We start from the raw sequence: 26,366 nt of genomic DNA, 5'->3' as shown, positions 1-26,366 counted from the left end.
GGCGTGACGGCTAGGCTCACGGGCCATGCCCTCCGGCGCGGACCTCTTCGAGCTGTTCTTCATGGGACCAGGCCTGCTCTGCCTGCCCTTCGCCCTGCTCTTGCCGGTCACGGCGTTCCTGCGCCGGCGAAACCGGCGGCGTGTGGCGTCCATCGGCGACCGCGCCGAGGAGCTGATCGACAGCGGACAGGTCGACGCCGGGCTGGCACTGCTCACGCACGAAGCCGACCGGCTGCGTCGGGGCCGGCGCAGCCAGGGCCGGGTGACAGCCCTCATCAGCCTGCTCATCCAGCATTGCAACGAAGCGCTGACCGTCGGTCGCACCGACGCGGCACGGGCGGCAGCGGCCGAGGCCGTAGAACTCAGCGCGACGCTCTACCCGACCGGCATGCCGCGCGCCCATGCCCTCTTCGCGCTGGGCCGCACGCTGGCCCGGCTCGGCGACGACGACGCGGCGTGCAGACACCTCCAACAGTCGGTCGTGATCGCGGACGCTGACGGCAGCGACCCCCACGGCCGTGTCCTGTTCGCGGCCAACGCCAGCATGGTGCTGCGCCGGGTCGGCGACACACCGGCTGCGCTCGCGATGGCCACGCGGGCGGTGCACCTCGAACTGAGTACCCCTCCGGCGCCTCAGCCGTTCGTGCAGGCGGGCCGTGGCTGGACACACGCGGCGCTCGCCCTGGCCCAGACCGACAGCGGTCTCGACGGCCGCGCGGCCGCGCGCACCGCGCTGGAGACGTTCCGCCGGCTGGACCAGGAGAAGATCATCGTCGACGGCGAAGGCATCGCGCTGACCTGCTACATCGCGGCCTACGCCGGGCACCGGCAAGGCGACGGGCAGGCCCTGGACCTGGCCCGGGAGTCTGTCGACCGGTTCTCGAAGCTCGCCGGGCCCGGTGACGCCCTGCACCAGCGCCGCCGGGCCGACGCCGAGCGACTGCTTGCCGAGATCACGTCAGATCGTGCTGTCACTCCCGTGGAGGACCTGCGGTGAACCTTGTCGTCCGGCCCGTCACGCCCGCCGACGAGCGCCGCTGGCGCGAGCTGTGGGACGCGTACACGCGTTTCTACGAGCGCGAGCCCGACGAGGCCATCACCCGGCACCTGTGGGCGCGTATCCACGATGACGGCGTACCGGTGCACGCGGTGGTCGCCGAGTCCGGCGGGCACGTCATCGGCATCGCGAACTACCTGGTGCACGAGAACACCTCCGCCCTCACCCCGTCCTGCTACCTGCAGGACCTGTATGTCGACCCGGCCGCCCGCGCCCGCGGCTGCGGCGCTGCGCTGATCGACTGGCTGCGGGCGGAGAGCAGGGCCCGCGGCTGGGCGACGCTCTACTGGCAGACCAGGGAGAACAACTACCGGGCGCGGGCCCTCTACGACCGGTACACCCCGCACAGCGGCTTCCTGCGCTACGTCCTGCGCGACGAGCGCTGACGGGCCGCAGCCGCGCAGGCGCCGCAAACGGGATCGCACGGCAGGACCGCTCCTCCTAAACTGTGCGCCGTCCGGCATCCCGCCGTGACCCACCAAGCCTGGGGAGGCATCTGTGCGATTGAGACACGGGGGATGGCGATCCGCCATGGCCACGGCGCTGTCGGTGACGACCGCCGCGGCGACACTACTGGTCGGCGCGCCACCCGCCGGCGCATCGCTGATCAAGTTCGTCCGGGCCGACTCGCTGGCCTACACGGACTCGTACCAGCCGAACACCGCCTTTGTCGACGTACCCGGCAACGCGCCGGTCGGCGCCCGGCGGGACGAGAACCACAAGAAGCACGTGTCGCGTTCCTTCTTCACCTTCGACCTGTCGGCCTACCGCGGCAAGCTGATCAAGAACGCGTACGCCGTCGCCCGTGAGGTCCAGGTCGAGGACTGCACCAAGCAGCGGCGCGTCGAAGTGTGGCGCACCGCGGCGGTGACCGCCCAGACCACCTGGAACAACCCGCCCGCCGCGCTGGCGAAGTTGGGCGAGTTCACGGTCAGCTACTACGGCTGCCCGTCGGGCTACCTGGAGGTCGACGCCCTCGACGCGGTACGCGACGCGGTGGCCCACGGGGACGGCACGCTGACCATCGAGATGCGCATCCCCGAGGACAACGAAGGCAACACGCACCTCGGCCGGACCTTCCGCCGCGACTTCGGCATCTCGATCGACGCCAACACCACCCCGTTCACGCCGACCGCGCTCAAGGTCGACCAGTCCTCGTGCAACGGCCCCGCACCGATCCTGACCGGCAGCCGCGGACCGGTGCTCAGCGCCCAGACCGGTGACTCCGACGCCCCGGAAGGCGGCAACGGCGACTTCGTCTACGCGACGTTCGCACTGTGGCCCGTCGACGACCCGTCGGCCCGCCGCGAATGGGAGAACGTCGGCATCTCGACCTCGCCCGAGTCCCGGATCAGCCTGCACCTGCCGTACGGTTCGCTGACCGACGGCACGTACGCGTTCCAGGTCAAGTCGCACGACAGGGACTCGGAGACGGGCTGGTCCGAGGAGTGCCGGTTCACCACCGACACGGTCCGGCCGGTCGGCGCGCCGACCGTGACCTCCACCGACTACCCGCAGAACGTCTGGAGCGGCGGCGGCGGCATCCCCGGCGAGTTCACCTTCAGCCTGCCCGGCGTCAGCGACCTGGACGGCTTCAGCTACGGCCTCTGGGGCGCTCGCTCCTACGTCGCCGCGGACGCGGACGGCAAGGCCACCGTCACCATCACGCCGACGGACGACGGCCCGGTCCAGCTCCAGGTCAGCGGCCTCGACAAGGCGGGCAACTGGTCCGACACCACCTACTACTACCTCTACGTCAACTCCACGTCCCCGACCATCGAGGACCTCGACCCCGAGGCCTGGTACGGCGAGCCCCACCGCATCGTGTTCCGGCCCAGCATGGCGGGCGTCGTCTCGTACGCGTACACCATCGGTTACGGGCCTGAGCAGACCGTCGCCGCGGCCGCCGACGGCACGGCGCAGATCACCGTCACCCCGCAGGACAGCTACACCGAGATCCGGGTCCGCAGCGTCACCGCGGCCGGGCTGCGATCCAGCGACGCCTGGACGTACCTCGTGTCCACCACGACGCCGTTCGTCTCGTCGCCCGACTGGCCGGAGAACGAGACGGGTAAGAAGTTCGGCAGCACCGGCACGTTCGCGTTCCGGCCGCACATGGCCGGCGTGACGGAGTACGTCTGGTCGATCAACGACATGGAACCGCAGACCGTGGCCGCAGGCCCCGACGGCAGCGCCACCGTGTCCTGGACGGCGAACGCGTTCGACTGGCAGTACGTCGTCGTGTACTCCCGCACCGCCGACGGCACCGAATCGGAGATGTCCTACTACGGCTTCCGGGTCGAGACCGTCGCGCCGATCGTCGACGGTCCCGAGTGGGGGCAGGTCGCCGGAGTGTTCGGCCAGCCGATCAGCTTCGGGTTCAGCCCACAGGCCGACAACGTGGTGTCGTACACGTACCAGATCGACGGCTTCGACGCGGTGACCGTGCCCGCCGGCGCCGACGGCAAGGCGACCACCACCTGGACGCCGCAGTACGCCGGGGAGCCGTACGCCTGGTACACGATGCAGGTACGCAGCCTCAGCGCCGACGGGCTCGTGTCGAACCCGATCTACCTGTACTTCTCCGTACAGGAACAGCAGGGCTGACCTCGCCTCACCGCAGGGCAGAGGGAGCCGGTCGTCAGCCGACCGGCTCCCTCTTTCCGCGCTGGGTCAGCAGCACTCCCACCAGGACGAGAACCGTGCCGCCCACCATGGCCACGGTCAGCGCCTCGCCGAGGAGGGCGGCACCGAGGACGATCGCCACCACGGGTAGCAGGTAGGTGACCACCGACGCCGCGGTCGAGCCCACGTCGGTGATGAGCGGGTAGTTGAGGACGTAAGCCACGCCGGTGCCCAGCGCGCCCAGGACGGCCACACTCACCACGGCATCGGCCCGCCACGTGATCTCCTGCCGCCCGAACACCGGCAACGCGAGCGCCAGTAGCACCGTGGCAGCCCCCAGCTGGCCGGCGGACAGCATGAGGGGCGCGATGCCCCGGCCGGTCAGGAAACGGCCCATGAACACGTAGCTCACGGCTTGGCGCTCGCGCAGCTTGGCGCTCGCGGCCTGCGCGCCTGTCGGCGCCCGCCGCTGTGCCTGCTTCAACCGCCTTGCCACTATCTCGGCTGCGAGCCGCAGGCCAAGATCTGTTTTTGTGGACGCTGGACGTCGCTCTGGGGGCGTCCAGCGTCCACAAAAACAGATCTTCCCGTCAGGCGCCGTCGCCCATGAACTTCGGAAGAGCCGCGACGATGGCGGCGTCGGCCGGGAGCCAGGGCACGGTGTGCAGCTCGTGGGCGGCCAGCCAGAGGAACTCGGCGTACTCGATCAGCTGGGGGACTTCATGTGGATGCAGGAAGATTGCATACCTTCGCCCACGGTCCACGAGGACGAACGCGTGTATCACTTCATCCGCAGCCGCCTCAGGAAGGGCTCAGAGGAACGCCAGTTCACGGTCACAGACATAAATCGCTTGTCCTATGACATAAGGAGCCTGGAAGCGGCATTGAGGATTCACAGGCACCACACCAGGGAAGAATGGCTTGCGAGATACAGGAAGGAGCGCGAAGCCTTGAGTCCGTCTCCTGAAGAGATCGTTAGCGCACTTGCGCCTCCGACCGAACAAGCAGATCAACCCCAGAATCTCGATCAGCCACCCTCGGAAGCGGTGCCCCGTGACGGGACACCGCCTCGGGCGGCGGTCAGACGTTGAAGCGGAACTCCACCACGTCGCCGTCGGACATGACGTACTCCTTGCCCTCCATGCGGACCTTGCCGGCCGCCTTCGCCGCCGCCATGGAGCCGTTCGCGACCAGGTCGTCGTACGCCACGATCTCGGCCTTGATGAAGCCGCGCTGGAAGTCGGTGTGGATGACCCCGGCGGCCTCGGGGGCGGTCGCGCCGACCGGGATGGTCCAGGCGCGCGCCTCCTTCGGGCCCGCGGTGAGGTACGTCTGCAGCCCGAGCGTGCCGAAGCCGACCCGGATGAGCTGGTTGAGGCCCGGCTCGGACTGGCCGATGGACTCCAGCATCTCGGCCGCGTCCTCCGGGGACAGGTCGATCAGCTCGGACTCGATCTTCGCGTCCATGAAGACGGCCTCGGCCGGGGCGACCAGGGCGCGCAGCTCGTCGAGGAACTCGGCGTTGTGCAGCTCGGCCTCGTCGACGTTGAAGACGTACAGGAACGGCTTGGCCGTCATCAGGTGCAGCTCGCGCAGCTCGGCGAGGTCGATGCCGGCCTTGGCCGCGCCGGCGAACAGCGTGGTGCCGCTGTCGAGGACGGCGTGGGCGGCCTTCGCGGCGGCGACGATGCCGGCCCGGTCCTTGCGGACCCGGACCTCTTTCTCCAGCCGCGGCAGCGCCTTCTCGATGGTCTGCAGGTCGGCGAGCATCAGCTCGGTGTTGATGGTCTCGATGTCGTCCTTCGGCGAGACCTTGCCGTCGACGTGGACCACGTTCGGGTCGCTGAAGGCGCGGACGACCTGGCAGATGGCGTCGCAGTCGCGGATGTTGGCGAGGAAGGCGTTGCCCTTGCCCTGACCCTTCGAAGCGCCCTTGACCAGGCCCGCGATGTCGGTGAAGCTCACCGGCGCGGGCAGGATGCGCTGCGAGGAGAAGATCTCGGCGAGCTTGTCCAGCCGCTGGTCGGGCAGCCCGACAACGCCGACGTTGGGCTCGATCGTGGCGAACGGGTAGTTCGCCGCGAGCACGTTGTTGCGGGTCAGCGCGTTGAACAGGGTGCTCTTGCCGACGTTGGGCAGGCCGACGATGCCGATGCTGAGGCTCACGACATCAAAGCTTACTGACCCACCCCCGCCTCCCCCGCTCCCCGCCCTCTCCCCCGTGACCCCCATCGCCGAGATCACGACGATCTTGCGCGAACTGTTGCCCTTTTGGGTGGTATGAGCGTGTCGTACCCACAGTTCACGCAAGATCGTCGCGGGAGAGGGAGAGGTCCGATTTCCGCTAGCAGGTTGGGGTGGGGGCGGGCAGGGTTGGGGGCGTGGAGAGTTATTACCGGGCGGTGAGCAGTCGGGACGGGCGGTTTGACGGGCGGTTCTGGTTCGGGGTGACGTCGACGGGGATCTACTGCCGGCCGTCTTGTCCGGCGCGGACGCCCAAGTCGGAGAACGTGAAGTACTTCCCCAGCGCGGCGGCTGCGGCGCGGAACGGGTTTCGGGCCTGTCGGCGGTGTGCGCCGGACGCGGTGCCGGGGTCGCCCCAGTGGGACAACCGGGCCGATGTGACGGCGCGGGCGGTGCGGCTGATCGGGGACGGGGTCGTGGACCGGGGCGGGGTGCCGGAGCTGGCTTCGCGGCTCGGGTACACCGAGCGGCATCTGAACCGGCTGCTGACCGAGGAGCTGGGGGCGGGGCCGCTGGCGCTGGCGCGGACCCAGCGGGCGCAGACCGCCAAGACGCTGATCACGAAGACCGGGCTCGGGCTGTCGGAGATCGCGTTCGCGGCCGGGTTCGGCAGCATCAGGCAGTTCAACGACACATTCCGCGAGGTGTACGGCTGCGCGCCGTCCACGCTGCGGCGCGAGGACGTTCCGGTGGACGGGGTGGTGTCGCTGCGGCTGAGCTACCGCGCGCCGCTGCACACCGGGGCGCTGTTCGGCTTCCTCGGCGCACGGACGATCGACGGCGTCGACAGCTATGCCGACGGCCGGTACACCCGGTCGATGAGCCTGCCGCACGGCTTCGCGACGGTCACCCTGTGGCCCGCGGCCGGAGCACGGGGCGACGAGACAGGTTCCGGGTTCATCGAGGCAGAGCTGCGGCTGTCGGACATGCGGGATCTGACGCCCGCCGTGGCCCGGTGCCGGCGGCTGCTGGACCTGGACGCCGACCCGGCGGCCGTGGACGCGGTGCTGGCCGCCGATCCCGCGCTGGCCTCGGTCGTCGCCGCCGAGCCGGGCGTACGGCTGCCGCGCAGCGTGGACGGGTTCGAGATGGCGGTGCGGGCGGTGGTCGGCCAGCAGATCAGCGTGGCGGGCGCGCGTACCGTGCTGGCCCGGCTCTGCCCGCCCGCCGACGCCGCGGCGGACCGGCCGGGCCTGCCCACCCGCGTCTTCCCCACCCCGGAGCAGCTGCTGGAGCTGCCCGACGAGGCGTTCTCGATGCCGGCGTCGCGGCGGCGCACGCTGCGCGCGGTGGCCGGGGCGGTGCGCGACGGGCTGCGGCTCGACGCGGGCAGCGATCGGGCCGCGACCCGGGAGGCGCTGCTGGCGCTGCCCGGGGTGGGCCCGTGGACCGCCGACTACATCGCCCTGCGGGCGCTGGGCGACCCCGACGTCCTACTCACCACCGACCTGGGCACCCGCCGTGGCGCGAAGGCGCTCGGCCTGCCCGAAGACCCCGCGGACCTGGCCCGGCACGCCGAACGCTGGCGGCCATGGCGCTCGTACGCGCAGATCCGACTCTGGAGAGCAGCATGATCACGATCGACACCCCGGCCGGCCCGTTCACGATGACCGGCGACGGCACGGCGGTCACCGCCGCCGTGTTCGACACCACCGTGCCGCCCGAGTGGGCCACTCCCGGCGAGGTTCCGGCCGAGGCGGTCGCGGCGGTGCGCGCCTACTTCGACGGCGACCTGTCGGCCCTGGACGGCATCGCGGTGAACCAGCACGGCACGGCGTATCTGGAGCAGTGCTGGGACATGCTGCGCACGCTGGACGGGCCGGTCTCGTACACCCGGCTCGCGGAGCTGACCGGCCGCCCGGCGGCGGTCCGCGCGGCGGCCCAGGGCTGCGCGCGCAACCAGGTCGCGCTGATCGTCCCCTGCCACCGGGTGCTGCGCACCGACGGCACCCTGGGCGGCTACCGGTGGGGCCTGGACGTCAAGCGGTGGCTGCTCGAGCACGAGTCCACGCACCGCTGAGACGGGGCTCACGCGGAGTCATGGATTTCCTACTAGCCCGATAGGAGTTATCGAGTTACGCTGTTCAGGTAATTGCTGAGTCGCTCGTGGAGGGTCCCGTGCCGCGAACGTTCCGATGTCGCCGGGCAATCGCGCACCTGCCCACCCGACCCGCAACGACCAGGAGTTCCGAGATGACAGTCACGCTCACCGAGCCCGCGTACACCGACGTGCCGCTCCAGACCGTCCGCCGCTCCGCCGCCATCCCGGCGGACGGCGACGAACCGCTCACGGTCACGCTGACCCTCAAGCTGACCGGCCCCGACGCGGCCAGCGCAGCCACCCGTCTGGTGCACGCGCTGGCCGACGCGGAACCGCTGCGCGACACGGTCTGGGACGGCGAGCTCGCCACGCCCGAGCTCCCGGCGGCACCGCCGCCGCCGGAGAACCCGGTGCTGATCGACACGACGAGCCGCACGGTCACCGTGCACGGCGAGCCGGTGCGGTTCACCCGCCGCGAGTTCGAGCTGCTGTTCTTCCTGGTGCGCCACACCGGCGCGGCGTTCACCAGGCTGCAGCTGATGCGGGCGGTCTGGGGGCACGAGTTCAGCGGCGAGCGCACCGTGGACGTCCACGTCCGGCGGGTGCGTGCCAAGCTCGGCGAGCACGGCACCGGCCTGGCCACCGTGCACGGCTTCGGCTACCGGCTGGAGCCCGGCAACGGGATCGGGCTGCGGCGCGCCGCCTGACTCCGATCTGGCCGCAGTAGGGTCTGTCGCCATGGCAGACGAGCAGAAGAACAACGGCGCTCCCACCCCGGCCGCCGAGCCCGCCGACGACCTCAGCGTCACCCATCACGAGGTCAACGGGCTCCGCTACACCGCGACCGCGGGCCGGCTGGTGGTGCGCGCCGAGTCGCACACCGACGACGCGTTCGACGGGCACCAGGCCAAGGCCGAGATGTTCGTGGTCGCGTACACGCTGGACGGCGCCGACCCGGCTACCAGGCCGGTGACGTTCGCCTTCAACGGCGGCCCCGGGTCGTCCAGCGTGTGGCTGCACCTGGGGCTGCTCGGGCCGCGCCGGGTGGTGATGGGTGACGCGGGCGCGCTGACGCCCCCGCCGTACGGGCTCGCCGACAACGCCGAGACCCTGCTGCGCCACTCCGACCTCGTCTTCATCGACCCGGTGTCGACCGGTTACTCGCGCGCGGTCAAGGGCGGCAAGAGCAGGGAGCACCACGGCTTCAGCGGCGACGTGGACAGCGTCGGCGAGCTGATCCGGCTGTGGACGTCCCGGCACGGGCGGTGGACCTCCCCGAAGTACCTGTGCGGCGAGTCGTACGGCACGCTGCGCGCCGCGGCGCTGGCCCACCACCTGCAGGACCGGCACGGCATGTGGCTCAACGGGCTGATGCTGGTCTCCAGTGTGCTCAACATCGGCACGCTGGAGTTCCACCCACACCTCGACGGGGCGTACCCGCTGTTCCTGCCGACGTACGCGGCGATCGCGCACTACCACGGGCTGCACGGGGACCGGCCGCTGGGCGAGGTGCTGGCCGAGGCGGAGGAGTTCGCCGACCGCACCTACCCGTGGGCACTGGCCCGCGGCGCACGGCTGTCCGAGGCCGAGCGCACCGCGGCGGTCGGCGCGCTGGCCCGGCTGACCGGACTGGACCCCGACTACGTGGACCGGGTCGACCTGCGCCCCGAGCACGTGCGTTTCTTCACCGAGCTGCTGCGCTCGCGCCGCCGCACGGTGGGCCGCCTGGACGGGCGCTTCCTGGGCTGGGACGCCGACTACGGGCGCGAGCACTGGTCCAGCGACCCGTCCCTGGACGCGATCATGGGGCCGTACACCGCGGCGATCAACCAGTACCTGCGGGCCGACCTGGGGTACCGCAACGACCTGCCGTACAAGACGCTCACCGCGGACGTGCACCCGTGGTCGTTCAAGGAGTTCGAGGGGCAGCACGTCAACGTGGCCGACAAGCTGGCCGCCGCGATGCGCGCCAACCCGCACCTGCGGGTCCAGGTGGCCTGCGGCTACCACGACGGCGCGACGCCGTACTACGCCTCCGAGCACACCTTCGCGCACCTGGAGATCCCCGCCGAGCTGCGGGGCAACATCGAGTTCAAGTACTACGAGGCCGGCCACATGATGTACGTGCACGAGCCGAGCCGCCTGGCCCAGGCCCAGCACCTGGCAGAGTTCGTCACGGCCTGACGTCACGTCGACGGTGACCGGCGGCGCCACATCGGACGCCGGCGGTCACCGCCGACGTGCCCGTTCGTGGTGGAGCGCTCGGTGGAGAAGTAAATCACCGAATCGGATGGTCCACATCTGGCCGATCGCATCTAGGCTCGGTGCGCCGTGCCTACTGAGGAGCCGTCCGTGACGTCGTCCGATTTCCGGGAGTACCAGCAGATCTGGCAACCCCGGATCGCCGCCGAGATCTACGCGTACACCGGCGACCGCGCCGCCGCGGCCGAGATCGCCCAAGAGGTGTTCAGCCTGGCGGGCAGCCGGTGGACCAGGCTGGAGCGGCAGGAGGACCCGATCCGCTGGGCCCGCCAGGAGGCCTGGCAGCGCGTCGACGAGCGGTGGCTCGGCACGGCCCGCCCCAGCGGCGACGAGTCCCACCCCGCGATGGTGGCCGCGCTCGCCGTGCTCGACCCGGCCACCCGCCGGACGGTGGTGCTGCTGCTGGCCGACGTGCCCTCCCACGAGTACGTCGCGCTCGGCGCGACCGCCATCCCCGCCGCGCAGTGGGACGAGGCCCTGGAATACCTGGCCAACTCGCTGCCGGGGCAGGACCCGGCCGCGATGTTCGCGCAGCTGTGCACCGGCTGGGAGATCACGACGCCCCGGTCCCGCGCGCAGGCCCCGGCGGCGGCGCCGCGTACCGCTTCGCACTCGCTCAAGACGTCCCGCCGCCGCCCGCGGCGTACCCGGTCGCTGGTGGCCGCCGGGGCGGTGGCCGTGCTGGTGGCGGCGGTCGTGGTGGTGATGCGATGGCCCGCCGCGCCGGCCGGCGGCACCGCCGCGCCGGAGGTGTCCGCGAGCGCCCTCGCCGACACGCCCTGGCCCGAGCCGTCCGGCACCGAGGATCCCGTCCCGTCCCCGAGCGGCCCGACGGCGACGCCGAGCCCCGGGCCCAGTGCCTCCGCGGCGCGACCGACGCCGACCCGGACCGCGTCGCCGCGACCGGGCAACCCGCCCGCCGGCTCGCCGACCGCGTCGCCCAAGCCCTCGCCGTCCCCGGCCTGCCAGGTGTCGGTCAGCGTCAGCGCCACGGCCGACGGCACCGCGCTCCAGTTCACCGCGCAGGGGGTGGGCGGCGCGCCGGAGTTCTGCGGCACGACCCGGCGCGTGTGGTGGGTCAGCTACACCGTGGACGCCGACGGGGTGCTGCACCTGGCCCATTCGGGCTCCGCGGACCTGGACAAGGACAAGCTGTCCTGGTCCACGACGGTCGAGGTCGACGACTGCGCCGCCGCAGCCTGGTATTACGGGCGCAACGCGGTCGGCTTCCCGTCCACGATCCCGGCGGGCGAGCGCGACAGCGCCTTCAGCTCCGACAGGCTCGGCAGCGCAAGCGGCTGCTGACCCGGCAGCCGTCAGAAAAGGGCACCTGCCACGACGTGGCGGTGCCCTTTCTGCGTACGGGTCAGGAGGCGGCGGCGGCCTTCATGTCGCGCTTGAGCTCCTGGGGCAGGGAGAAGATCAGGCGCTCCTGCACCGTGACGACCTCCTCGACGTCGGCGAAGCCCAGCTCGGCCAGGCGGGCCAGCACGTCGGTGACCAGCTCCTCGGGGACGCTCGCGCCGGAGGACAGGCCGACCGTGGTGGCGCCGTCCAGCCAGGCCGGGTCGATCTCGTGCGCGAAGTCGATCAGGTGGCCCTGGCGGGCGCCCGCGTTCACGGCGACCTCGACCATGCGCACCGAGTTCGAGGAGTTGCGCGAGCCGACCACCAGGATCACGTCGCAGTCGGGCGCGATCTGCTTCATCACCTGCTGGCGGTTCTGCGTCGCGTAGCAGATGTCGTCGCTGGGCGGCGACTGCAGCAGCGGCAGCTTCTCCTTCAGCTTGGCCACGGTCTCCATGGTCTCGTCGACGCTGAGCGTGGTCTGCGACAGCCAGACGACCTTGCTCGGGTCGCGCACGGTCACCGCGTCCACGCCGCCGGGGCCGTCGACGAGCTGGATGTGCTCGGGGGCCTCGCCGGAGGTGCCGATGACCTCCTCGTGGCCCTCGTGGCCGATGAGCAGGATGTCGTAGTCGTCCGCGGCGAACCGCTTCGCCTCGTGGTGGACCTTGGTCACCAGCGGGCAGGTGGCGTCGATCGCCTTGAGGTTGCGCTCGCGCGCCTGGTCGTGCACCACCGGGGCGACGCCGTGCGCCGAGAAGATGACCGTGGAGCCCTCGGGGACCTCCTCGTTCTCCTCGACGAAGATGGCGCCCTTGGCCTGCAGGGTGGTGACGACGTGCTTGTTGTGCACGATCTCCTTGCGCACGTAGATGGGGGCGCCGTAGAGCTTCAGCGCCTCCTCGACGGTCTGCACGGCGCGGTCCACGCCGGCACAGTAACCACGGGGCTTGGCCAGCAGGACACGCTTGCGAGGAGTCTCGATCACCCGACCATCGTACCGTCGGCCTATGGTGAGCCCTGTGACGGAGCAGAGCTCGGCGGAGCAGCCGTGGCCCGTAAGAGTGGTCAGCCAGAAGATCAGTGCCTGGATCGGGCGACTGGGCTGGATCTGGGTTGACGGGCAGGTGGCGCAGCTCTCCCGGCGTCCCGGGTCGGCCACGGTGTTCCTCACCCTGCGCGACCCGTCCGCCGACCTGAGCCTGACGGTGACCGCCAGCCGGGACGTGCTGGACAGCGGTGCGCCGCAGCTCAGCGAGGGTGCGCGGGTGGTCCTGCACGCCAAGCCCGAGTGGTTCGCCCAGCGCGGCACGCTGAGCCTGCGTGCCGACGAGATCCGCCAGGTGGGCGTGGGCGAGCTGCTGGCCCGCCTGGAGCAGCTGAAGAAGCTGCTGCAGGCCGAAGGGCTGTTCGACCCGCGGCGCAAGCGGCGGCTGCCGTTCCTGCCCCGCCGGGTCGGCCTGATCACGGCACGGGCCAGCGCCGCGGAGCGCGACGTGCTCACCAACGCCCGCCGCCGCTGGCCGGCCGTGGACTTCCGAGTGGTCAACGTCACCGTGCAGGGGCCGACCGCGGTCCCCTCGATCATCGGGGCGCTGCAGTCGCTGGACGCCGACGAGAGCGTGGACGTGATCATCATGGCCCGTGGCGGCGGCGCGGTCGAGGACCTGCTGCCGTTCAGCGACGAGGCGCTGTGTCGGGCGGTGTTCGCCTGCCGTACGCCGGTGATCTCCGCGATCGGGCATGAACCGGACACTCCGCTGGTCGACTGGGTGGCCGACGTACGCGCGTCGACGCCGACGGACGCGGCCAAGCGGGTGGTCCCCGATCTGGGTGACGAGATCCGCCTGATCGGGCAGGCCCGGGGGCGGGTCAACCGGGCGATGCGGCACCGCGTCGAGCGTGAGCAGCAGCGCCTGGACAGCCTGCGCAGCAGGCCGGCGCTGGCCAAGCCGTACCAGATGATCGAGAACAGGGCGAGCGACGTGGCGGCGCTGCGGGATCGCGCGGCGCGGGCGCTGACGCACCGGGTGCACCGGGCCGAGGGCGACCTCACGCACACCCTGGCCCGGCTGCGCGCGTTGTCTCCGGCGGCGACCCTGACCAGGGGGTACGCCATCGTCCAGCGCGCCGACGGCCACGTGGTCCGCGCCGCGGGCGAGGTGTCGACCGGTGACGTGCTGCGGCTCCGCCTCGCGGAGGGCGAGCTGGCGGCCGCCGTGACCGACACCGGCGAGGACCGGAAGTGAACCGGCAGACCGGGCGCGGCAGACCGGCCGCCGGTGAAAACAGCGAGCAGACCACAAGCGGTGCTGCCGACGAGCGCAGCGAGGAGAAGGCATGAGCAAGCGCACCGAGGCTGCGGCCGACGACAAGGGCAAGGGCACCGAGGCGGTGGCCGAGGAGAAGCTGTCCTACGAGCAGGCGCGCGGCGAGCTCGCCGAGGTGGTGCAGAAACTGGAGTCCGGCGGCGGCACCCTGGAGGAGTCCCTCGCCCTCTGGGAGCGCGGCGAGCACCTGGCCGCCGTCTGCCAGCGCTGGCTCGACGGCGCCAAAGCCAAACTCGACGCCGCCGCCCCCTGACCCCACCGCCCCGCCCGCCCCGCCCGCCTCGCCCCGCCGCCCGGCCGCCGCCCTCGGCCGCAACTCTTAAAGAGTCGCGGCCATCGACGCTGCCGGAAGCCGCGACTCTTTAAGAGTTGCGGCAGATGGGGGCGCGCCCGGCAGGGCGCGAGGACGGGCGGGATGGTGGGGCGTCAGCCGCGGGAGGCGATGCGGACGGCGAGGAGGGTCAGGGCGGCGCCGGTGAGGGTGAGCAGGTCGGGGCGGCCGGCGGGGCCGGGTAGGACGGCGTCGATGGTCAGGGCGCCGAGGATCTGGCCGGCGATCATGCCGAGGCCGAGCAGCAGCACGCCGATGCGGTGCACCACGGCGGCCGAGATGGCGATGAAGACGATGCCGAGCGGGCCGCCGACGTAGAGCCAGGGTTCGGCGGGGAACGCGCCCGGCGGGCCGCCGCCGCGTACCGCCGTCTCGACGCCGAGCGCGACCAGCAGCGCGACCGTGCCCACCGCGAAGTTCAGCAGGGTCGCGGGCCACGGGGAGGTCGCGGCCAGCGCCACCCGCCCGTTCACGCCCTGCTGCCAGGCCACGCCGATGCCGGCCAGCAGCGGCAGTGCGGCGAAGCCGAGCGAGCGCGGGTCGCCGAAACTGTCGCCGACCGCGATGACCACGGCCACCACGCACAGCACCGCCCCGATCGCCCGGTTCCGGGTGATCAGGCGGGTGCCGCCGGGGCCGACGCCGAGCCGGTCCATGGCCAGGCTGGACGCGGACTGCCCGGCGACCAGCGCCACGATGAAGATCGAGACGCCCAGCCAGGGCACGGTGAGCCCCTGGGTGGTGACCAGGAACGCGCCGCAGGCCCCGCCGATGCACTGCCACCAGCGCAGCTGCCCGGAGCGCAGCGCGTGCACGATGCGGCGGGTGTTGCGGTGCATCCACGGCAGGGCCAGCAGCATCACCACGAGGCCGACGCCGAACGAGACCGTGGCGGCCGCGATGCCGTCGCCGAGCTGGTGGCCGAGCTCGCCGTTGATCCGCGACTGCAGGGCCAGGCAGCTGCCGCCGAGCACGGACAGCGCGACACCGGCGGTCCGGCCGGGCCCGAGGGTCGGCCGGACCTCGGTGTACGTGCTCACGCGAAGTCGACCACCGAGTATCCGGCGAGCTTCTCCAGGCGGTGGTACGAGTCGATGACGCGGATCGTGCCCGACTTCGACCGCATGACGATCGACTGGGTGTACGCGCCGTTGTCCCGGTAGCGCACGCCGCGCAGCAGGTCGCCGGACGTGACGCCGGTGGCCACGAAGAACACGTTCTCGCCGGTGACCAGGTCGTCGTTGGTGAGCACGCGGTCCAGGTCGTGCCCGGCGGCGACGGCCCGCTCCCGCTCGGCGGCGTCCTGCGGCCAGAGCCGGGCCTGCATCGCCCCGCCGAGGCACTTGAGCGCACAGGCGGCGGTGATGCCCTCGGGCGTGCCGCCGATGCCCATCAGCACGTCGACCTCGGAGTTCTCGCGGGCGGCGTAGATGGCGCCGGCGATGTCGCCGTCGGAGATGAAGTTGATCCGGGCGCCCGCGTCGCGTACCTCGCGGATCAGGTCGGCGTGGCGGGGCCGGTCCAGGATGCAGACGGTCAGGTCGGACACGCGCACCCGCTTGGCCTTGGCGATACGGCGCAGGTTCTCGGTCCAGCCGGCGGTGATGTCGATCACGTCGGCCGCCTCGGGTCCGACGACGAGCTTCTCCATGTAGAAGACGGCGCTCGGGTCGAACATCGCGCCGCGCTCGGCGACGGCCAGCACGGCCAGCGCGTTCGGCATGCCCTTGCTCATCAGCGTGGTGCCGTCGATCGGGTCCACCGCGACGTCGACCTCGGGGCCGGTGCCGTCGCCGACCCGCTCGCCGTTGAACAGCATCGGGGCGTTGTCCTTCTCGCCCTCGCCGATGACCACGGTGCCGGCCATGGGCAGCGAGTTGATCAGCTTGCGCATGGCGTCCACCGCCGCGCCGTCGCCGCCCTCCTTGTCGCCCCGGCCGACCCAGCGGCCCGCGGCCATGGCCGCCGCCTCGGTCACCCGGACGAGGTCGAGTGCCAGGTTCCGGTCGAGATCCTGCGGAGTACGGGTCGCCATGCTGCTCCTCCTACGATCGGCTTAAGTGATCCTGTCATGCCCCAGGCTGAACGTACGTTCGGGATGTTGCGTTGCGGTGACCTCGTGACGGTGTGACCTGTGACATCGGTCAAGATGGTGGGGTGAGCAGCGTGGAGACCGACGAGACCGAGCAGGCGTCCGTGCCGGCGTCGGGCGGCCGCACCCCGAAGGACATGGCTCTGTCCCTCGGCGTGCTGCTGATCCCGGTGCTGCTCCTGGTGCTGGGCTACCGGCTGTTCTACGGCTGGGACACCGCCGTGACGGTCGACCCGGCGAACGCGATCGCGAGCGCCGGGCGGGCCTCGTTCGCCCCGCTGCCGATGGCCGCTCCCGAGGGCTGGCAGACCGTGACCGCGAAGTGGGAGCCGGGCGTGCTGCGCATCGGCTACCTCGACCCCGACAACCACGGGGCGCGGCTCGTGCAGTCCCGCGCCGCGCTGGACGTCCTGGTCAAGGACGAGCTGGACGGCAAGGCGCAGGCCGACGGCGAGACCGTGGTCGGCACGGTGACCTGGCAGCGCTTCCGCGGGCCGGACGGGCAGACCGCGCTGGCCCGGACCGCGGGCAACACCACCACGCTGCTGGTCGGCGCGGATGCCGACCTGACCGGGCTGGCCGCGGCGATCGCCCGCTGACGGCGGGGCCGCCCCGACGCGGTCGCGCGCGAGGTGCCGTACGGCACCGGCCCGGTGGAACAGCTCTGTCGGATTCTCCTCACCATTTCTGCCTCGCCGGGCGAGCCGGGACCAGACGATCCGGGGACCCCCTCCGCCGTACAGGCGGACGCCGCGCGCATTTGTTAACGACTACGGTGAGACCGCCCGCCGCGCCGTCGCGAGACGATCTCGTGCCGCGCGGGCCACGACCCCGCACGGGCCCGCTCTGCGCCGCGACGCCACGAGGACTTCACGATGACTGCTCACCCTTCCCCGGACCTTTCGCGCGCCCCTCGCCGGGCCTCGTCCAAGCGCCCCACCGACCCCCGCGGCAGGCGGGTGAACGCGGCGATCGCCGGCGGGCTCGCCGTGCTGGCGCTGGTCACCTGCGCGGCCGCGGCGCACCGGCCGTCGCTGGGGGCGGAGCAGGCCACTGCTGTCGCCGCCGACCTGCGCGCGCTGTACGAGCGCATCCAGGGCACCCCCGCCCAGCGCACCGCCGCGCTGGTGATCACCCACGTGGCCCGCGAGGAGCCGGTACGCGAGTGCATGAAGTCGTCCGGCTTCAAGTACACGCTGGCCCCGTTCGCCGACCCGTTCTCGGACAAGTCCCGGCTGCTGCTGCCGACCGAGGTGTCCGCGGTCGTCGACCCCGGCGCCGAGGACGCCCTCACGCTGATCCCGCAGACCGTGGCGGAGGAGTCGGCGGCCGCGGAGCGGCCCAGGGACCCGTCGTACAAGAAGCTGTCCGCGTCCAAGCGCCGGCTCTACGACGACACCGCGCTGATGTGCGAGCCCCCGATCGAGGGGCAGACCGAGGAGACCACCCCCGCCGTCAGCGGCGACCTGGACGCCGAGTTCCTCGACATGCTGCGCCGGATCGGCGCGGACGTCGAGGTCACGTCGCGGATGGAGTTCTACTCCTCGTGCATGGCCAAGCTCGGCTACCCCGTGCACACGGTCGGCGAGCTGTACGCGGCGGTGAGCAAGAAGTTCCAGGACGACGAGGGTGTGCCGCTGCGCCCCGAGTCCTCGCTGATGCCGCACGCGAAGGCGTACCAGCAGGAGGCGGTGAAGGCCGACAGCACCTGCCGCACCCCGGCCTGGACCGGCGCGATGAGCCTGGTGCAGGGCGAGCTGGCGGCGTTCACCGAGGACCACGCCGACGAACTGGCCGCGCTGGACGCCGCGTGGGCCACCCTGGAGGCCCGCGCCGCGGAGGCCCGCGCGAAGCTGGCGTAGCCGCTGCCAGGTCGCATCCGGGAGCCTTGCGCCCGGGTGCGACCCTGCCGGGATGACCGCACGGATCTCGCTCGCCTGGCTCGCCCACCCGGTGTCGCTGCTGGCGCTCGCGGTGCTGCTGGTCAACGACCATGTGCTCAAGGCCGCCTGGCCGGGTGTGGTGACCGGCAAGCTCAGCGACGTGGCCGGGCTGCTGGTCGCACCGCCGCTGCTCGCGCTGCTGGTCACCCTGGGCGCGCCTCGGCTGCCGCAACGCCTGGTCGCGGCCGGAGCGACGGTCGCGGTCGGCGTCGGCTTCGCCGTCGTCAAATCGAGCGGTACGGCCGCGGCCGCCGCCTCGGACCTGTGGACCGTCGTGGCCGGTCCGTCGACGGTCCGGGCCGACCTGACCGATCTGCTGGCGCTGCCCGTGCTGCTCGGCACGCTCGCGGTGTGGCGGCACGCCCGCACCCGCCCCGCCCCGACCCGGCTGACCCGGGCGGTGCGCATCGGCGTGGTGCTGCCGCTGGCCCTGCTCGGCGTCGCCGCCACCTCGGCCGATCAGACCGGGACCTCGGTCCGCGCCGCGGTCGACGAGCAGCAGCGGCTGGTCGTCGCGGCAGACCGCGGTTACCTGGCGAGCACGGACGGCGGGCGCACCTTCGAGCGGTACGGCCAGCGGCAGTATCACCCCGATCTTTCGCGTTCGGACCGGGAGCAGTGCCTGCCCGACCGGTCGTTCTGCTACCGGGCGGTGTCCGGTCACCTGCGCATCGAAGAGTCCGGCGACCGCGGGCTGACCTGGACGGTCGCCTGGGAGCTGCCCGACCGCACCCGCGACCTGCTGGCCCGTGAGCACAGCAGCCTGTTCGGGTCGCCGGGCGTGATGTCGTACGAGGTGGTGGTCGTGGCGCTGCCCGACGGCGGTCACGTGGTCGCGGCGGCCAACGGCCACGACGGCGTGGTGGTGCGGGACGTGACCGGGGCGTGGACCCGGATCGGCGACGGGGCGGACCCGGCCGCGCCACTGCCTGACGGGCTGCTACCGGTACACCATTGGTTCGACCGCATCTGGGCTGAGCTGGCGTGGCTGTTCCTGGCGACGCTGTGGTTCCTGACCGCCGCGACCGTCGTGGGCCTGCAGCGCTCCGGCGCGCAGCGCAGCGCGCTGACGGCGGGCCTGATCGCGGCGCTGGGACCCTGCCTATTGGCGATGAGCCCGCTGGTCGCGCTGGACTGGACGTTTCTCGTGTGGCCCGGGGACGGCGGCACCGGACAACCCCGGGCCGAGGGCTCGACGGCGCTGGCCGGACTCCTGCTGGCAGCCGGCGCGGTGGCAGTGCTGATCGTTCCGTTGGTGGTCATCCCGATCGGCGCGGCGCGACGGGTGCTGCGGCTGCAGCACCTCCGCCTGGCGATCCTGGCGGGTCTGGCGGTCTACCTGCCGTACGTGGTGTGGGGCTCCGGCGCGACGACGAACTACCGGACGGTCGCGCTGGCCTCGGCGGCCGTCTTCGTGCTCGCCCTGACGGGGGTGATCGTCCACGCCGCCCTCGCCCGGCCCGCTCTGCCGGACATGCCGTTCCCGGTCCCGGTGTGGCCCGTTCCCGCGCAGGTTCCGGTGCCGCCCATTCCCGCGCAGGTTCCGGTGCCGCCCATTCCCGCGCAGGTCCCGGTGCCGCCCGTTCCCGCCGCGCCGGTTTCGGACGGCGGTGGTGACGCCGCTGTCACGGTCCAGCCGACCTCGGACGGCGCTGGTGGTGGTGGTGCCGACCGGCAACGGCCGCCTTCGGACGGTGGTGAAGCGGGAACACCCCTGCCGGGGCTGCGGTCCGCCGCCCCGTCGGGCGGCGGACCAGGTGGTGGGCCGACCCCGCCACCCGACTCACTCGGCTGAGCCGCGTGCCGGTCAGGCGTCGCGGTACGTCGCCGCGGTCTCGGCGAGCACGTCGTCCAGCGGCGTGGGCTTGAGGCCGAGCACCTGCTCGGTGTGTGAGCTGTCCAGCACGAACGGCGCGGCGAACTGGTAGTGCGTAGTGCGCATCTCCTTGAGCATGGTCGAGAACAGACCCGCGGTCCACAACACCGGGTAGGGCACCCGGACGACCCTGGGCGCGGGCAGGCCGACCAGCTCGTTCGCGCGCTGCGCCGCCTCGCGGATGGAGACGGCGGGCGCGGTGGGCACCAGCCACGCCTGGCCCCAGGCCCGCTCGTCGGTGGCGAGCGCGACCAGGGTGCGGGCGACGTCGGCGATCGACGTCCAGCTGTGCGGGGCGTCCGGGTCGCCCATGACGTACGCGGTGCCGCCCTTCGCGGTGCGCGACAGCGCCATCTCGTTCAGCACCCCGTAGGAGCCGGGGCCGGCGAAGTCGCTGGCGCGGGCCTCGGTGGCGCGCAGCCGGCCGGCCCGGTGCGCGGCCAGCGCGTCCTCCCACATGCGTACGCGCATCGCGAGCTTGGGGTGGGTGGCGGCGAGCGGGGTCTGGTGGGTGATCGGGCCGTCGACGGGGCCGTATCCGTACAGGTTGCTCATGGTCACCAGCACCGCGCCGGAGGCCTCGGCGGCGTGCAGCAGCGCTGCGGCCAGCGGCGGCCAGTCGGTCAGCCAGCGGTGGTAGGCCGGGTTCGCGCAGTTGTAGAGAGCCGTGGCGCCCTCGGCCAGCTCCGCGAGCCGGGCCGGGTCGGCGGCGTCGGCGGCGACCAGCTCGATGCCGGGCGCCTGCGGGCCGGTGCCGCGGCGGGTGATGATCCGGACCTGCTCGCCGCGCTCGGCGAGCAGCAGTGCGGTGGCGGAGCCGACGGGTCCCGCGCCGACGATCACGTGCATCTCAGTCTCCCCAGATCTCTGCTTCATTTCGAGAGCACCGCTCTCTGTTGAGAACAGTCAACACCGCGCTCGACGAAACTGTCAAGAGCAGTGCTCTCGTTTTGTTGCTACGCTCTCCGACATGACCGCCAAGAACATCCGCGCTCGCGTACGCGACGAGCTGACCAGCGAGATCAAGGCCATCGCGCGGCGGCAGCTCGCCACCGAGGGGGCCAACCTGTCCCTGCGCGCCGTGGCCCGAGAGCTCGGCATGGTCTCGTCGGCGGTCTACCGCTACTTCCCCAGCCGGGACGACCTGCTCACCGCGCTGATCATCGACTGCTACGACGAGCTGGGCACGGCGGCCGAGACCGCCGAGGCGGCCGTGGACCGCGCCGACCTGCTCGGCCGCTGGCTGGCGGCAGGACACGGCATCCGGGACTGGGCCCTGGCCAACCCGGCCGAGTACGCCCTGATCTACGGCTCACCGGTGCCCGGCTACAAAGCCCCCGAGACCACCATCGGCCCGGCCGCCCGCACCACGGACCTGATCCTCACCCTGCTCGCCGACGGTGTGGCCACCGGTGCGCTGACCACGGGCGGCGCCGAGCCGGCCGCGGTGGCCGGGCACGGCTCGCCACTGCCCGTGGACCTGGCCGCCGAGCTGGACCGGATCGCCGCGCTCGCCTGCCCGACCGTGCCGCGCGAGCTGCTGGCCCGCGGGATCACCGCCTGGATCCAGCTGTTCGGCGTGGTGACCTTCGAGCTGTTCGGCCGGTTCCAGAACATGATCGAGGACAGTCGCCGGTCGTTCTTCGACCACCAACTGCGGGTGATGGCGCGACACATCGGTCTGTGAGGACGGGTGCGGCATTGCCCGGCCGTCGCGGGGCCGCCACACTATCCGGGTGATCGTGGTAGCCGGAGAGCAAGTAGTCGACCTCGTCCCCGCCGGGGAGGGCCTGCTGCGCGCCGCCCTCGGCGGCGGCCCCGCCAACACCGCCATCGCGGCGGCCCGGCTCGGCGCGCCCGTGGCGATGGCGGCCCGGGTGGGCCGCGACTCGTTCGGCGCCGCGTTCCGGCGCCGGCTCACCTCGTCCGGCGTGGACACCCAGTACCTGGTCACCACGTCGCAGCCGTCCGCGCTGGCGCTGGCCGCGGTCGGCGGGGACGGCGAGGCGCTGTACGACTTCTGGCTGGCCGGGGCCGCCGATTTCGGCTGGCGCGAGCGCGAGCTGCCCGAGCTGCCCGACGGCAGCACCATCCACATCGGCTCGCTGGCCGCGTTCCTGCCGCCGGGGGCGGACACGCTGGAGCGCTGGGCGCTGCGCCACCGCGACCGGTGCACGATCACCTTCGACCCGAACGTGCGCGGCGTAGCCCTGGCCCGCCCGGACTCGCTGGTCCGGCTGGAGCGCCTGGTCGAGCTGGCACATCTGGTACGCGCCAGCGAGGGCGACCTGACCCACGCGTACCCGCACGTGCCGCCGATGGAGACGGCCCGCCGCTGGCTGGCCGCCGGCCCGCGGCTGCTGGTGCTGACGCACGGCGACGCGGGCGCGGTGGCGCTGACCGCGGCCGAGGAGGTGACCGTCGCCGCCCCCGCCATCACGATGATCGACAGCATCGGCGCCGGCGACACCGCGATGGGCGCCCTGCTGGCCTGGCTCCACGACGCCGGACGCCTCACCGACCAGCTAGGACGCGAACTCGCCCCGGAGACGCTGCGCCTGATGCTCCGTCACATGTGCGACGCCGCAGCCCTCACCTGTACCCGCCCCGGCGCCGACCCGCCGACCCTCGACGAACTCCGCGCCTTCCAACTCGTCTGAAAGACCCCCCTTCGCCCGGGTTGATCATGAAGTTATGGCAGCGACACGCCGTCGAACCTGCCCATAAGTTCATGATCAACGCGGAAGGGAGTGGGGTCAGACGACGTCTTCGGAGGAGTGGCCGGGGAAGAGGTGGGCGGACGGGTCGATGACGATGGCGGCGTTGTTGACGGCGGTGGCGGCCTCGCCGAAGCCGGTCGCGATGAGGCGGACCTTGCCCGGGTACTCCACGATGTCGCCGGCGGCGAAGATGCGCGGCAGGTTGGTGGCCATCGTCGAGTCGACGGTGATGTGCCGCTTGTCCAGGGCCAGGCCCCACATCGCGAGCGGGCCCAGGTCGGCGGTGAAGCCGAGCGCGGCGACCACCACGTCGGCGGGGATCTCCTCGGTGCCGTTCAGCTCGACCGACTCCACCCGGCCGCTGCCCAGGATCTTCGTGACCTGGCTGTTGATCTCGATGCGCACCGGCAGCGCCTTGACCCGGGCCACCGTCGCGGCGTGGGCCCGGAACTTGTCGCGGCGGTGCACCAGGGTGACGCTCGCGGCGACCCCGGCCAGTGCCAGCGCCCAGTCGAACGCCGAGTCGCCGCCGCCCACGATCACCACGTGCTTGCCGGCCAGCGTGGCCGGGTCCGGCACGAAGAAGATGATGCCGGCGCCGGTGAAGCCGGCCGCGGCAGGCAGCGGGCGGGGCGTGAACGAGCCCAGGCCGCCGGTGATCAGCACAGCGCCGCAGCGCACCTCGGTGCCGTCGCCGAGCCCGAGGATCGGCACGCCGTCGGTGTAGGTCAGCGCCGCGGCCTGCACGCCCAGCCGGTACTGCGGCGAGAACGCGCCCGCCTGCGCGACCAGGTTCGCGATGAGCTCGCGTCCGCGCACCGCCGGGAAGCCGGCCACGTCGAAAATCATCTTCTCCGGGTACATGGCGGTGACCTGCCCGCCCGCCTCCGGCAGCGCGTCGACGACCAGCGTGCTCAGCCCCCGGAACCCGGCGTAGTACGCCGCGAACAGCCCTGTCGGCCCCGCCCCGATGATCGCGACATCGACCTCGCCACGCTCGCTCACGCCTGCTCCTCGCTTGGCTCGTAGACGGCGGGATCGAGCCATCTGACTCGTTCGCTCATGGGGTGAACCTAACCGCGCGGGGCGTTCTCCTCAATGGCCGCGTTGATATCGGCGGCGAAGTGCGACACCTGGGTATAGACGCCGGGGTATGCCGCCCGTCCGCACCCCACACCCCAGCTGACGATGCCGACCTGCACCCAGCGCGCGCCGTCGCGGCGCAGCAGCGGGCCGCCCGAGTCGCCCTGGCAGCTGTCCTTGCCGCCGCGCTTGAGGTCGCCGGCGCAGATCATGTCCGAGTCGGTGAAGCCGTACCCCTGCGAATGGTAGATCTTGCCGCAGGTGGCGTCGGCGACGAAGGGCACCTGCACCTTGCGCAGGTAGCGCTGCTGGGCCCGGGAGCCTTCGCGGGTCGCGCCCCAGCCGACCGCGGTGAGCGTGCCGCCGTCCAGTCCGCCGCCCGAGGGCAGTGCGACCGTCGGCACGTCGACGGCGCGGGACAGCCGGATCACGGCCCAGTCGTCGCCGCGGGTCACGTCGGAGAAGCCGCGGGCCCGCCACACCTGGCTGCTGCGCACCTGGAACGTCCTGCCGGAGCCGAGATCGGCCGCGCCCCCGGTCACCGTGATCGACGAGTTGGCGCCGGTGCGGCCCACGCAGTGCGCGGCGGTCAGCACGTACTGGGTGCGCACCATGGTGCCGGCGCAGCCGTTGCTCAGCCGCACCATCCACGGGAACTCGCCCGCGCCCGCGCGCGATCCACCGACCACCTCGACCTGTGGGGGGTCGTCCGGCCTGGCGGCGGCGGGCGCCGCCACGGCCGCGGCCATCGCCGTCACGCACATCAACAGCGCGATCGCCCGCATCAGCATACTCCTCGGTCGACGGTGATGCCGATATTAGCTTGTTTGGGCGATTAATCCTTTATGTTGCCGAAGCTCCCTGGCGTACTGCCGCGGTCCCGCGCGTCCTCGATGTCGGCCGACGTCCGGCCCGTGACCAGGACTGGCGCGACCCACCATCGGATAGCATTCCTATCCACTATCCGATTCGGTATCGTCGACCGCGATGAAGATTTCCGAGCTGAGCCGCAGCAGCGGCGTGTCACTGCCCACGGTCAAGTACTACCTGCGCGAGGGCCTGCTCCCGCCCGGCCGGGCACTGGGCCGCAACCAGGCCGAGTACGGCGAGTCGCACCTGCGGCGGCTGCGCCTGATCCGGGCGCTGATCGACGTCGGCAACCTGAGCGTGGCCGGGGTGCGCCAGGTCCTGCAGGCCGTCGACGACGCCGAGCTGCCTGGCCACCACCTGCTCGGCACCGCGCACGAGGCGATCGCGGGCAGCTCGCGCGCCGAACGCGGCACCCCGGGCTGGCAGGCGGCGCGGGCCGAGGCCGCACGGATCGTGGCCGACCGGGGCTGGCGCGTGCACGAACACGCCCCCGCCCTGGACCAGCTCGCCGACGCCATCGCGGCGCTGCGGGAACTCGGGCAGGAGGACATGCTGGCGATGGTCGACGGCTACGCCGAGGCGACCGAGCGGCTGGCCCGCCAGGAGGTCGGCCTGGTGCTGGCCCGTGGCGACCGGGCCGCGATGGTCGAAGGACTGGTCACCGGCACCGTGCTCGGCGAGGCGATGCTGACCGCGCTACGCCGGCTGGCCCAGGAGCACACCAGCGCCGGCCTCACCGGACCCGCCTGACGGATCAGTACCAGCCGGCGTCCTCGGAGTGCTGCCAGGCCTTGCACGGAGTGCTGTAGCGCTTCTTGATGTAGTCCAGGCCCCACTTGATCTGCGTGGCGGGGTTGGTCCTCCAGTCGGCGCCGAACGTCGCCATCTTGGTGCCGGGCAGCGACTGCGGGATGCCGTACGCCCCGGAGCTCTTGTTCTCGGCCTTGTGGTTCCAGCCGGACTCGCGGGTCCACAGCTTGTTCAGGCAGGCCATCTGGGTGAGGTCCATGCCGGCGGCGAGCACCAGCGCGCACCCGATCGCGCGGTTGCCGCTGAACTCCTGGCAGCTCTTCGGGATGGGGCCGAAGTCGACGGGGGTGGTGCGGGCGGCCCCGCGGCGGCTGACCTCCTTCTCCACCGCGGCGGCGCGGGCCGCGGCGGCCTTGGCCTCGGCCGCGGCGCGGTCCTTGGCCTCGGTGAGGAGCTGGTGCTGCTGCAGGGTGAGGGCGGCCGACTCGGCCTGCGCGACGACCTGCGCCTGGTGGCTCGCGGTGAGGGCGTCGGCCTGCCACTGCGCGGTCTCGTCGAGCCGCATCGCACCGGCGACCCCGCCGAGCAGGGTCAACACGGCGAGGCTACGCACGATCAGGCGGCCGGTCGCGGGGTGCGCCGATTGGGGGGCGCGACGTTGCCGGGACACAGGGGTTCCTCTCGGCGGTGGGCCCCGGGTCCGCCCGAAGTCGGGGGTGGACGGTCGCGGGGGAGCGCGCCTGCCGGGCAATGCGCGGGCCGCACGGCACGCCGCGGGGGCGGCACGCCGGGGCG

At 72.3% G+C, this 26,366-nt stretch carries 26 protein-coding genes; 16 read left to right on the top strand and 10 right to left on the bottom strand.

What is annotated here, in order from left to right; translation table 11 throughout:
- Positions 1-25 precede the first annotated feature (25 nt).
- From F6W97_RS32465 to F6W97_RS32455, 3 genes are all read left to right on the top strand, one after another.
- Entirely contained in the window at positions 26-997 is a 972-nt protein-coding gene (locus F6W97_RS32465; RefSeq protein WP_155374366.1) for a tetratricopeptide repeat protein, read from the top strand.
- Positions 994-1,443, top strand: coding sequence for a GNAT family N-acetyltransferase (locus F6W97_RS32460; RefSeq protein ID WP_155374365.1), 450 nt, complete (start codon positions 994-996; stop codon positions 1,441-1,443). The genes F6W97_RS32465 and F6W97_RS32460 overlap by 4 nt, the downstream gene beginning before the upstream one ends.
- A gap of 145 nt (positions 1,444-1,588) precedes the next feature.
- Complete coding sequence (locus tag F6W97_RS32455; protein ID WP_155374364.1) at positions 1,589-3,664, top strand: hypothetical protein; 2,076 nt, start codon at positions 1,589-1,591, stop codon at positions 3,662-3,664.
- A 34-nt stretch (positions 3,665-3,698) separates the two neighbouring features.
- Here F6W97_RS32455 and F6W97_RS32450 read toward each other — a convergent pair whose 3' ends face one another.
- The 3 genes from F6W97_RS32450 to ychF all read right to left on the bottom strand — a co-directional run bounded on the left by F6W97_RS32450 (position 3,699) and on the right by ychF (position 5,848).
- Complete coding sequence (locus F6W97_RS32450; RefSeq protein WP_155374363.1) at positions 3,699-4,166, bottom strand: DMT family transporter; 468 nt, start codon at positions 4,164-4,166, stop codon at positions 3,699-3,701.
- A gap of 106 nt (positions 4,167-4,272) precedes the next feature.
- Entirely contained in the window at positions 4,273-4,446 is a 174-nt protein-coding gene (locus F6W97_RS32445; RefSeq protein ID WP_155374362.1) for an NUDIX hydrolase, read from the bottom strand.
- A 316-nt stretch (positions 4,447-4,762) separates the two neighbouring features.
- Positions 4,763-5,848, bottom strand: coding sequence for a redox-regulated ATPase YchF (ychF, locus tag F6W97_RS32440; RefSeq protein ID WP_155374361.1), 1,086 nt, complete (start codon positions 5,846-5,848; stop codon positions 4,763-4,765).
- A gap of 215 nt (positions 5,849-6,063) precedes the next feature.
- Between ychF and F6W97_RS32435 the strand changes: the two genes are divergently transcribed.
- The 5 genes from F6W97_RS32435 to F6W97_RS32415 all read left to right on the top strand — a co-directional run bounded on the left by F6W97_RS32435 (position 6,064) and on the right by F6W97_RS32415 (position 11,534).
- Complete coding sequence (locus F6W97_RS32435) at positions 6,064-7,500, top strand: DNA-3-methyladenine glycosylase 2 family protein (protein WP_155374360.1); 1,437 nt, start codon at positions 6,064-6,066, stop codon at positions 7,498-7,500.
- Positions 7,497-7,946, top strand: coding sequence for a methylated-DNA--[protein]-cysteine S-methyltransferase (locus F6W97_RS32430; RefSeq protein ID WP_155374359.1), 450 nt, complete (start codon positions 7,497-7,499; stop codon positions 7,944-7,946). Before F6W97_RS32435 ends, F6W97_RS32430 begins: the two co-directional genes overlap by 4 nt.
- A 173-nt stretch (positions 7,947-8,119) precedes the next feature.
- Positions 8,120-8,674, top strand: coding sequence for a winged helix-turn-helix domain-containing protein (locus tag F6W97_RS41310; protein ID WP_155374358.1), 555 nt, complete (start codon positions 8,120-8,122; stop codon positions 8,672-8,674).
- A 31-nt stretch (positions 8,675-8,705) separates the two neighbouring features.
- Entirely contained in the window at positions 8,706-10,151 is a 1,446-nt protein-coding gene (locus tag F6W97_RS32420; RefSeq protein WP_155374357.1) for a S10 family peptidase, read from the top strand.
- A 168-nt stretch (positions 10,152-10,319) separates the two neighbouring features.
- The gene (locus tag F6W97_RS32415; RefSeq protein ID WP_155374356.1) at positions 10,320-11,534 is read left to right on the top strand and encodes a SigE family RNA polymerase sigma factor; all 1,215 of its coding nucleotides are present in this window, start codon (positions 10,320-10,322) and stop codon (positions 11,532-11,534) included.
- A 61-nt stretch (positions 11,535-11,595) separates the two neighbouring features.
- Here F6W97_RS32415 and F6W97_RS32410 read toward each other — a convergent pair whose 3' ends face one another.
- Entirely contained in the window at positions 11,596-12,588 is a 993-nt protein-coding gene (locus tag F6W97_RS32410) for a 4-hydroxy-3-methylbut-2-enyl diphosphate reductase (protein WP_155374510.1), read from the bottom strand.
- Positions 12,589-12,598: 10 nt separating this feature from the next.
- On the opposite strand from F6W97_RS32410, the gene xseA reads away from it, so the two are divergent.
- Positions 12,599-13,825, top strand: coding sequence for an exodeoxyribonuclease VII large subunit (gene xseA, locus F6W97_RS32405; protein WP_230687159.1), 1,227 nt, complete (start codon positions 12,599-12,601; stop codon positions 13,823-13,825).
- 91 nt (positions 13,826-13,916) lie between these two features.
- Positions 13,917-14,159: an exodeoxyribonuclease VII small subunit gene (locus F6W97_RS32400; RefSeq protein WP_155374354.1), complete on the top strand. Its 243-nt coding sequence runs from the start codon at positions 13,917-13,919 to the stop codon at positions 14,157-14,159.
- Positions 14,160-14,332: 173 nt separating this feature from the next.
- Here F6W97_RS32400 and F6W97_RS32395 read toward each other — a convergent pair whose 3' ends face one another.
- Both F6W97_RS32395 and glpX read right to left on the bottom strand, forming a co-directional pair.
- Positions 14,333-15,277 carry a DMT family transporter gene (locus F6W97_RS32395; RefSeq protein ID WP_155374353.1) on the bottom strand — a complete coding sequence of 315 codons (945 nt, stop codon included), beginning with the start codon at positions 15,275-15,277 and terminating at the stop codon, positions 14,333-14,335.
- Entirely contained in the window at positions 15,274-16,272 is a 999-nt protein-coding gene (gene glpX, locus F6W97_RS32390; protein WP_155374352.1) for a class II fructose-bisphosphatase, read from the bottom strand. Before glpX ends, F6W97_RS32395 begins: the two co-directional genes overlap by 4 nt.
- A 122-nt stretch (positions 16,273-16,394) precedes the next feature.
- On the opposite strand from glpX, the gene F6W97_RS32385 reads away from it, so the two are divergent.
- The 3 genes from F6W97_RS32385 (at position 16,395) to F6W97_RS32375 (ending at position 20,067) form a co-directional block, all read left to right on the top strand.
- Positions 16,395-16,928 (top strand): DUF4245 family protein, encoded by a 534-nt coding sequence (locus tag F6W97_RS32385; protein ID WP_155374351.1) that lies wholly within the window; start codon positions 16,395-16,397, stop codon positions 16,926-16,928.
- Between the two features lie 276 nt (positions 16,929-17,204).
- On the top strand, positions 17,205-18,191 hold the full coding sequence (locus F6W97_RS32380; RefSeq protein WP_155374350.1) for a hypothetical protein: 987 nt from the start codon (positions 17,205-17,207) through the stop codon (positions 18,189-18,191).
- Positions 18,192-18,243: 52 nt separating this feature from the next.
- Positions 18,244-20,067: a hypothetical protein gene (locus tag F6W97_RS32375; protein WP_155374349.1), complete on the top strand. Its 1,824-nt coding sequence runs from the start codon at positions 18,244-18,246 to the stop codon at positions 20,065-20,067.
- A 12-nt stretch (positions 20,068-20,079) separates the two neighbouring features.
- Here the strand turns inward: F6W97_RS32375 and F6W97_RS32370 are convergent, their stop codons facing one another.
- The gene (locus F6W97_RS32370; RefSeq protein ID WP_155374348.1) at positions 20,080-20,997 is read right to left on the bottom strand and encodes an NAD-dependent epimerase/dehydratase family protein; all 918 of its coding nucleotides are present in this window, start codon (positions 20,995-20,997) and stop codon (positions 20,080-20,082) included.
- A gap of 121 nt (positions 20,998-21,118) precedes the next feature.
- Between F6W97_RS32370 and F6W97_RS32365 the strand changes: the two genes are divergently transcribed.
- Together F6W97_RS32365 and F6W97_RS32360 are read left to right on the top strand one after the other, a co-directional pair.
- Entirely contained in the window at positions 21,119-21,835 is a 717-nt protein-coding gene (locus tag F6W97_RS32365; protein WP_155374347.1) for a TetR/AcrR family transcriptional regulator, read from the top strand.
- Between the two features lie 49 nt (positions 21,836-21,884).
- A complete protein-coding gene (locus tag F6W97_RS32360; RefSeq protein ID WP_196279422.1) occupies positions 21,885-22,808 on the top strand; it encodes a carbohydrate kinase family protein in 924 nt (307 codons plus the stop codon).
- Positions 22,809-22,904: 96 nt separating this feature from the next.
- On the opposite strand, the gene F6W97_RS32355 is transcribed toward F6W97_RS32360, so the two are convergent.
- Positions 22,905-23,873: an NAD(P)/FAD-dependent oxidoreductase gene (locus F6W97_RS32355; protein ID WP_230687158.1), complete on the bottom strand. Its 969-nt coding sequence runs from the start codon at positions 23,871-23,873 to the stop codon at positions 22,905-22,907.
- 68 nt (positions 23,874-23,941) lie between these two features.
- The gene (locus F6W97_RS32350) at positions 23,942-24,736 is read right to left on the bottom strand and encodes a S1 family peptidase (RefSeq protein ID WP_155374344.1); all 795 of its coding nucleotides are present in this window, start codon (positions 24,734-24,736) and stop codon (positions 23,942-23,944) included.
- Positions 24,737-24,938: 202 nt separating this feature from the next.
- Between F6W97_RS32350 and F6W97_RS32345 the strand changes: the two genes are divergently transcribed.
- Positions 24,939-25,571 carry a MerR family transcriptional regulator gene (locus tag F6W97_RS32345; RefSeq protein WP_155374343.1) on the top strand — a complete coding sequence of 211 codons (633 nt, stop codon included), beginning with the start codon at positions 24,939-24,941 and terminating at the stop codon, positions 25,569-25,571.
- A 4-nt stretch (positions 25,572-25,575) separates the two neighbouring features.
- On the opposite strand, the gene F6W97_RS32340 is transcribed toward F6W97_RS32345, so the two are convergent.
- Positions 25,576-26,241, bottom strand: a complete 666-nt coding sequence (locus F6W97_RS32340) for an aggregation-promoting factor C-terminal-like domain-containing protein (RefSeq protein WP_230687157.1) — start codon at positions 26,239-26,241, stop codon at positions 25,576-25,578.
- Positions 26,242-26,366 lie beyond the last annotated feature (125 nt).

The sequence above is a fragment of the Catellatospora vulcania genome, assembly GCF_009720385.1.
Lineage (GTDB): Bacteria > Actinomycetota > Actinomycetes > Mycobacteriales > Micromonosporaceae > Catellatospora > Catellatospora vulcania.
The sequence above is the reverse complement of the archived record's forward strand: the minus strand, read 5'-3'. Positions and strand labels throughout refer to the sequence as shown.

Coding starts and splice junctions, on each gene's coding strand:
- F6W97_RS32465 (WP_155374366.1), top strand. CDS start 26: ATGCCCTCCGGCGCGGACCTCTTCGAGCTGTTCTTCATGGGACCAGGC.
- F6W97_RS32455 (WP_155374364.1), top strand. CDS start 1,589: ATGGCCACGGCGCTGTCGGTGACGACCGCCGCGGCGACACTACTGGTC.
- F6W97_RS32430 (WP_155374359.1), top strand. CDS start 7,497: ATGATCACGATCGACACCCCGGCCGGCCCGTTCACGATGACCGGCGAC.
- F6W97_RS41310 (WP_155374358.1), top strand. CDS start 8,120: ATGACAGTCACGCTCACCGAGCCCGCGTACACCGACGTGCCGCTCCAG.
- F6W97_RS32420 (WP_155374357.1), top strand. CDS start 8,706: ATGGCAGACGAGCAGAAGAACAACGGCGCTCCCACCCCGGCCGCCGAG.
- F6W97_RS32400 (WP_155374354.1), top strand. CDS start 13,917: ATGAGCAAGCGCACCGAGGCTGCGGCCGACGACAAGGGCAAGGGCACC.
- glpX (WP_155374352.1), bottom strand. CDS start 16,272: ATGGCGACCCGTACTCCGCAGGATCTCGACCGGAACCTGGCACTCGAC.
- F6W97_RS32380 (WP_155374350.1), top strand. CDS start 17,205: ATGACTGCTCACCCTTCCCCGGACCTTTCGCGCGCCCCTCGCCGGGCC.
- F6W97_RS32375 (WP_155374349.1), top strand. CDS start 18,244: ATGACCGCACGGATCTCGCTCGCCTGGCTCGCCCACCCGGTGTCGCTG.
- F6W97_RS32370 (WP_155374348.1), bottom strand. CDS start 20,997: ATGCACGTGATCGTCGGCGCGGGACCCGTCGGCTCCGCCACCGCACTG.
- F6W97_RS32365 (WP_155374347.1), top strand. CDS start 21,119: ATGACCGCCAAGAACATCCGCGCTCGCGTACGCGACGAGCTGACCAGC.
- F6W97_RS32350 (WP_155374344.1), bottom strand. CDS start 24,736: ATGCGGGCGATCGCGCTGTTGATGTGCGTGACGGCGATGGCCGCGGCC.
- F6W97_RS32345 (WP_155374343.1), top strand. CDS start 24,939: ATGAAGATTTCCGAGCTGAGCCGCAGCAGCGGCGTGTCACTGCCCACG.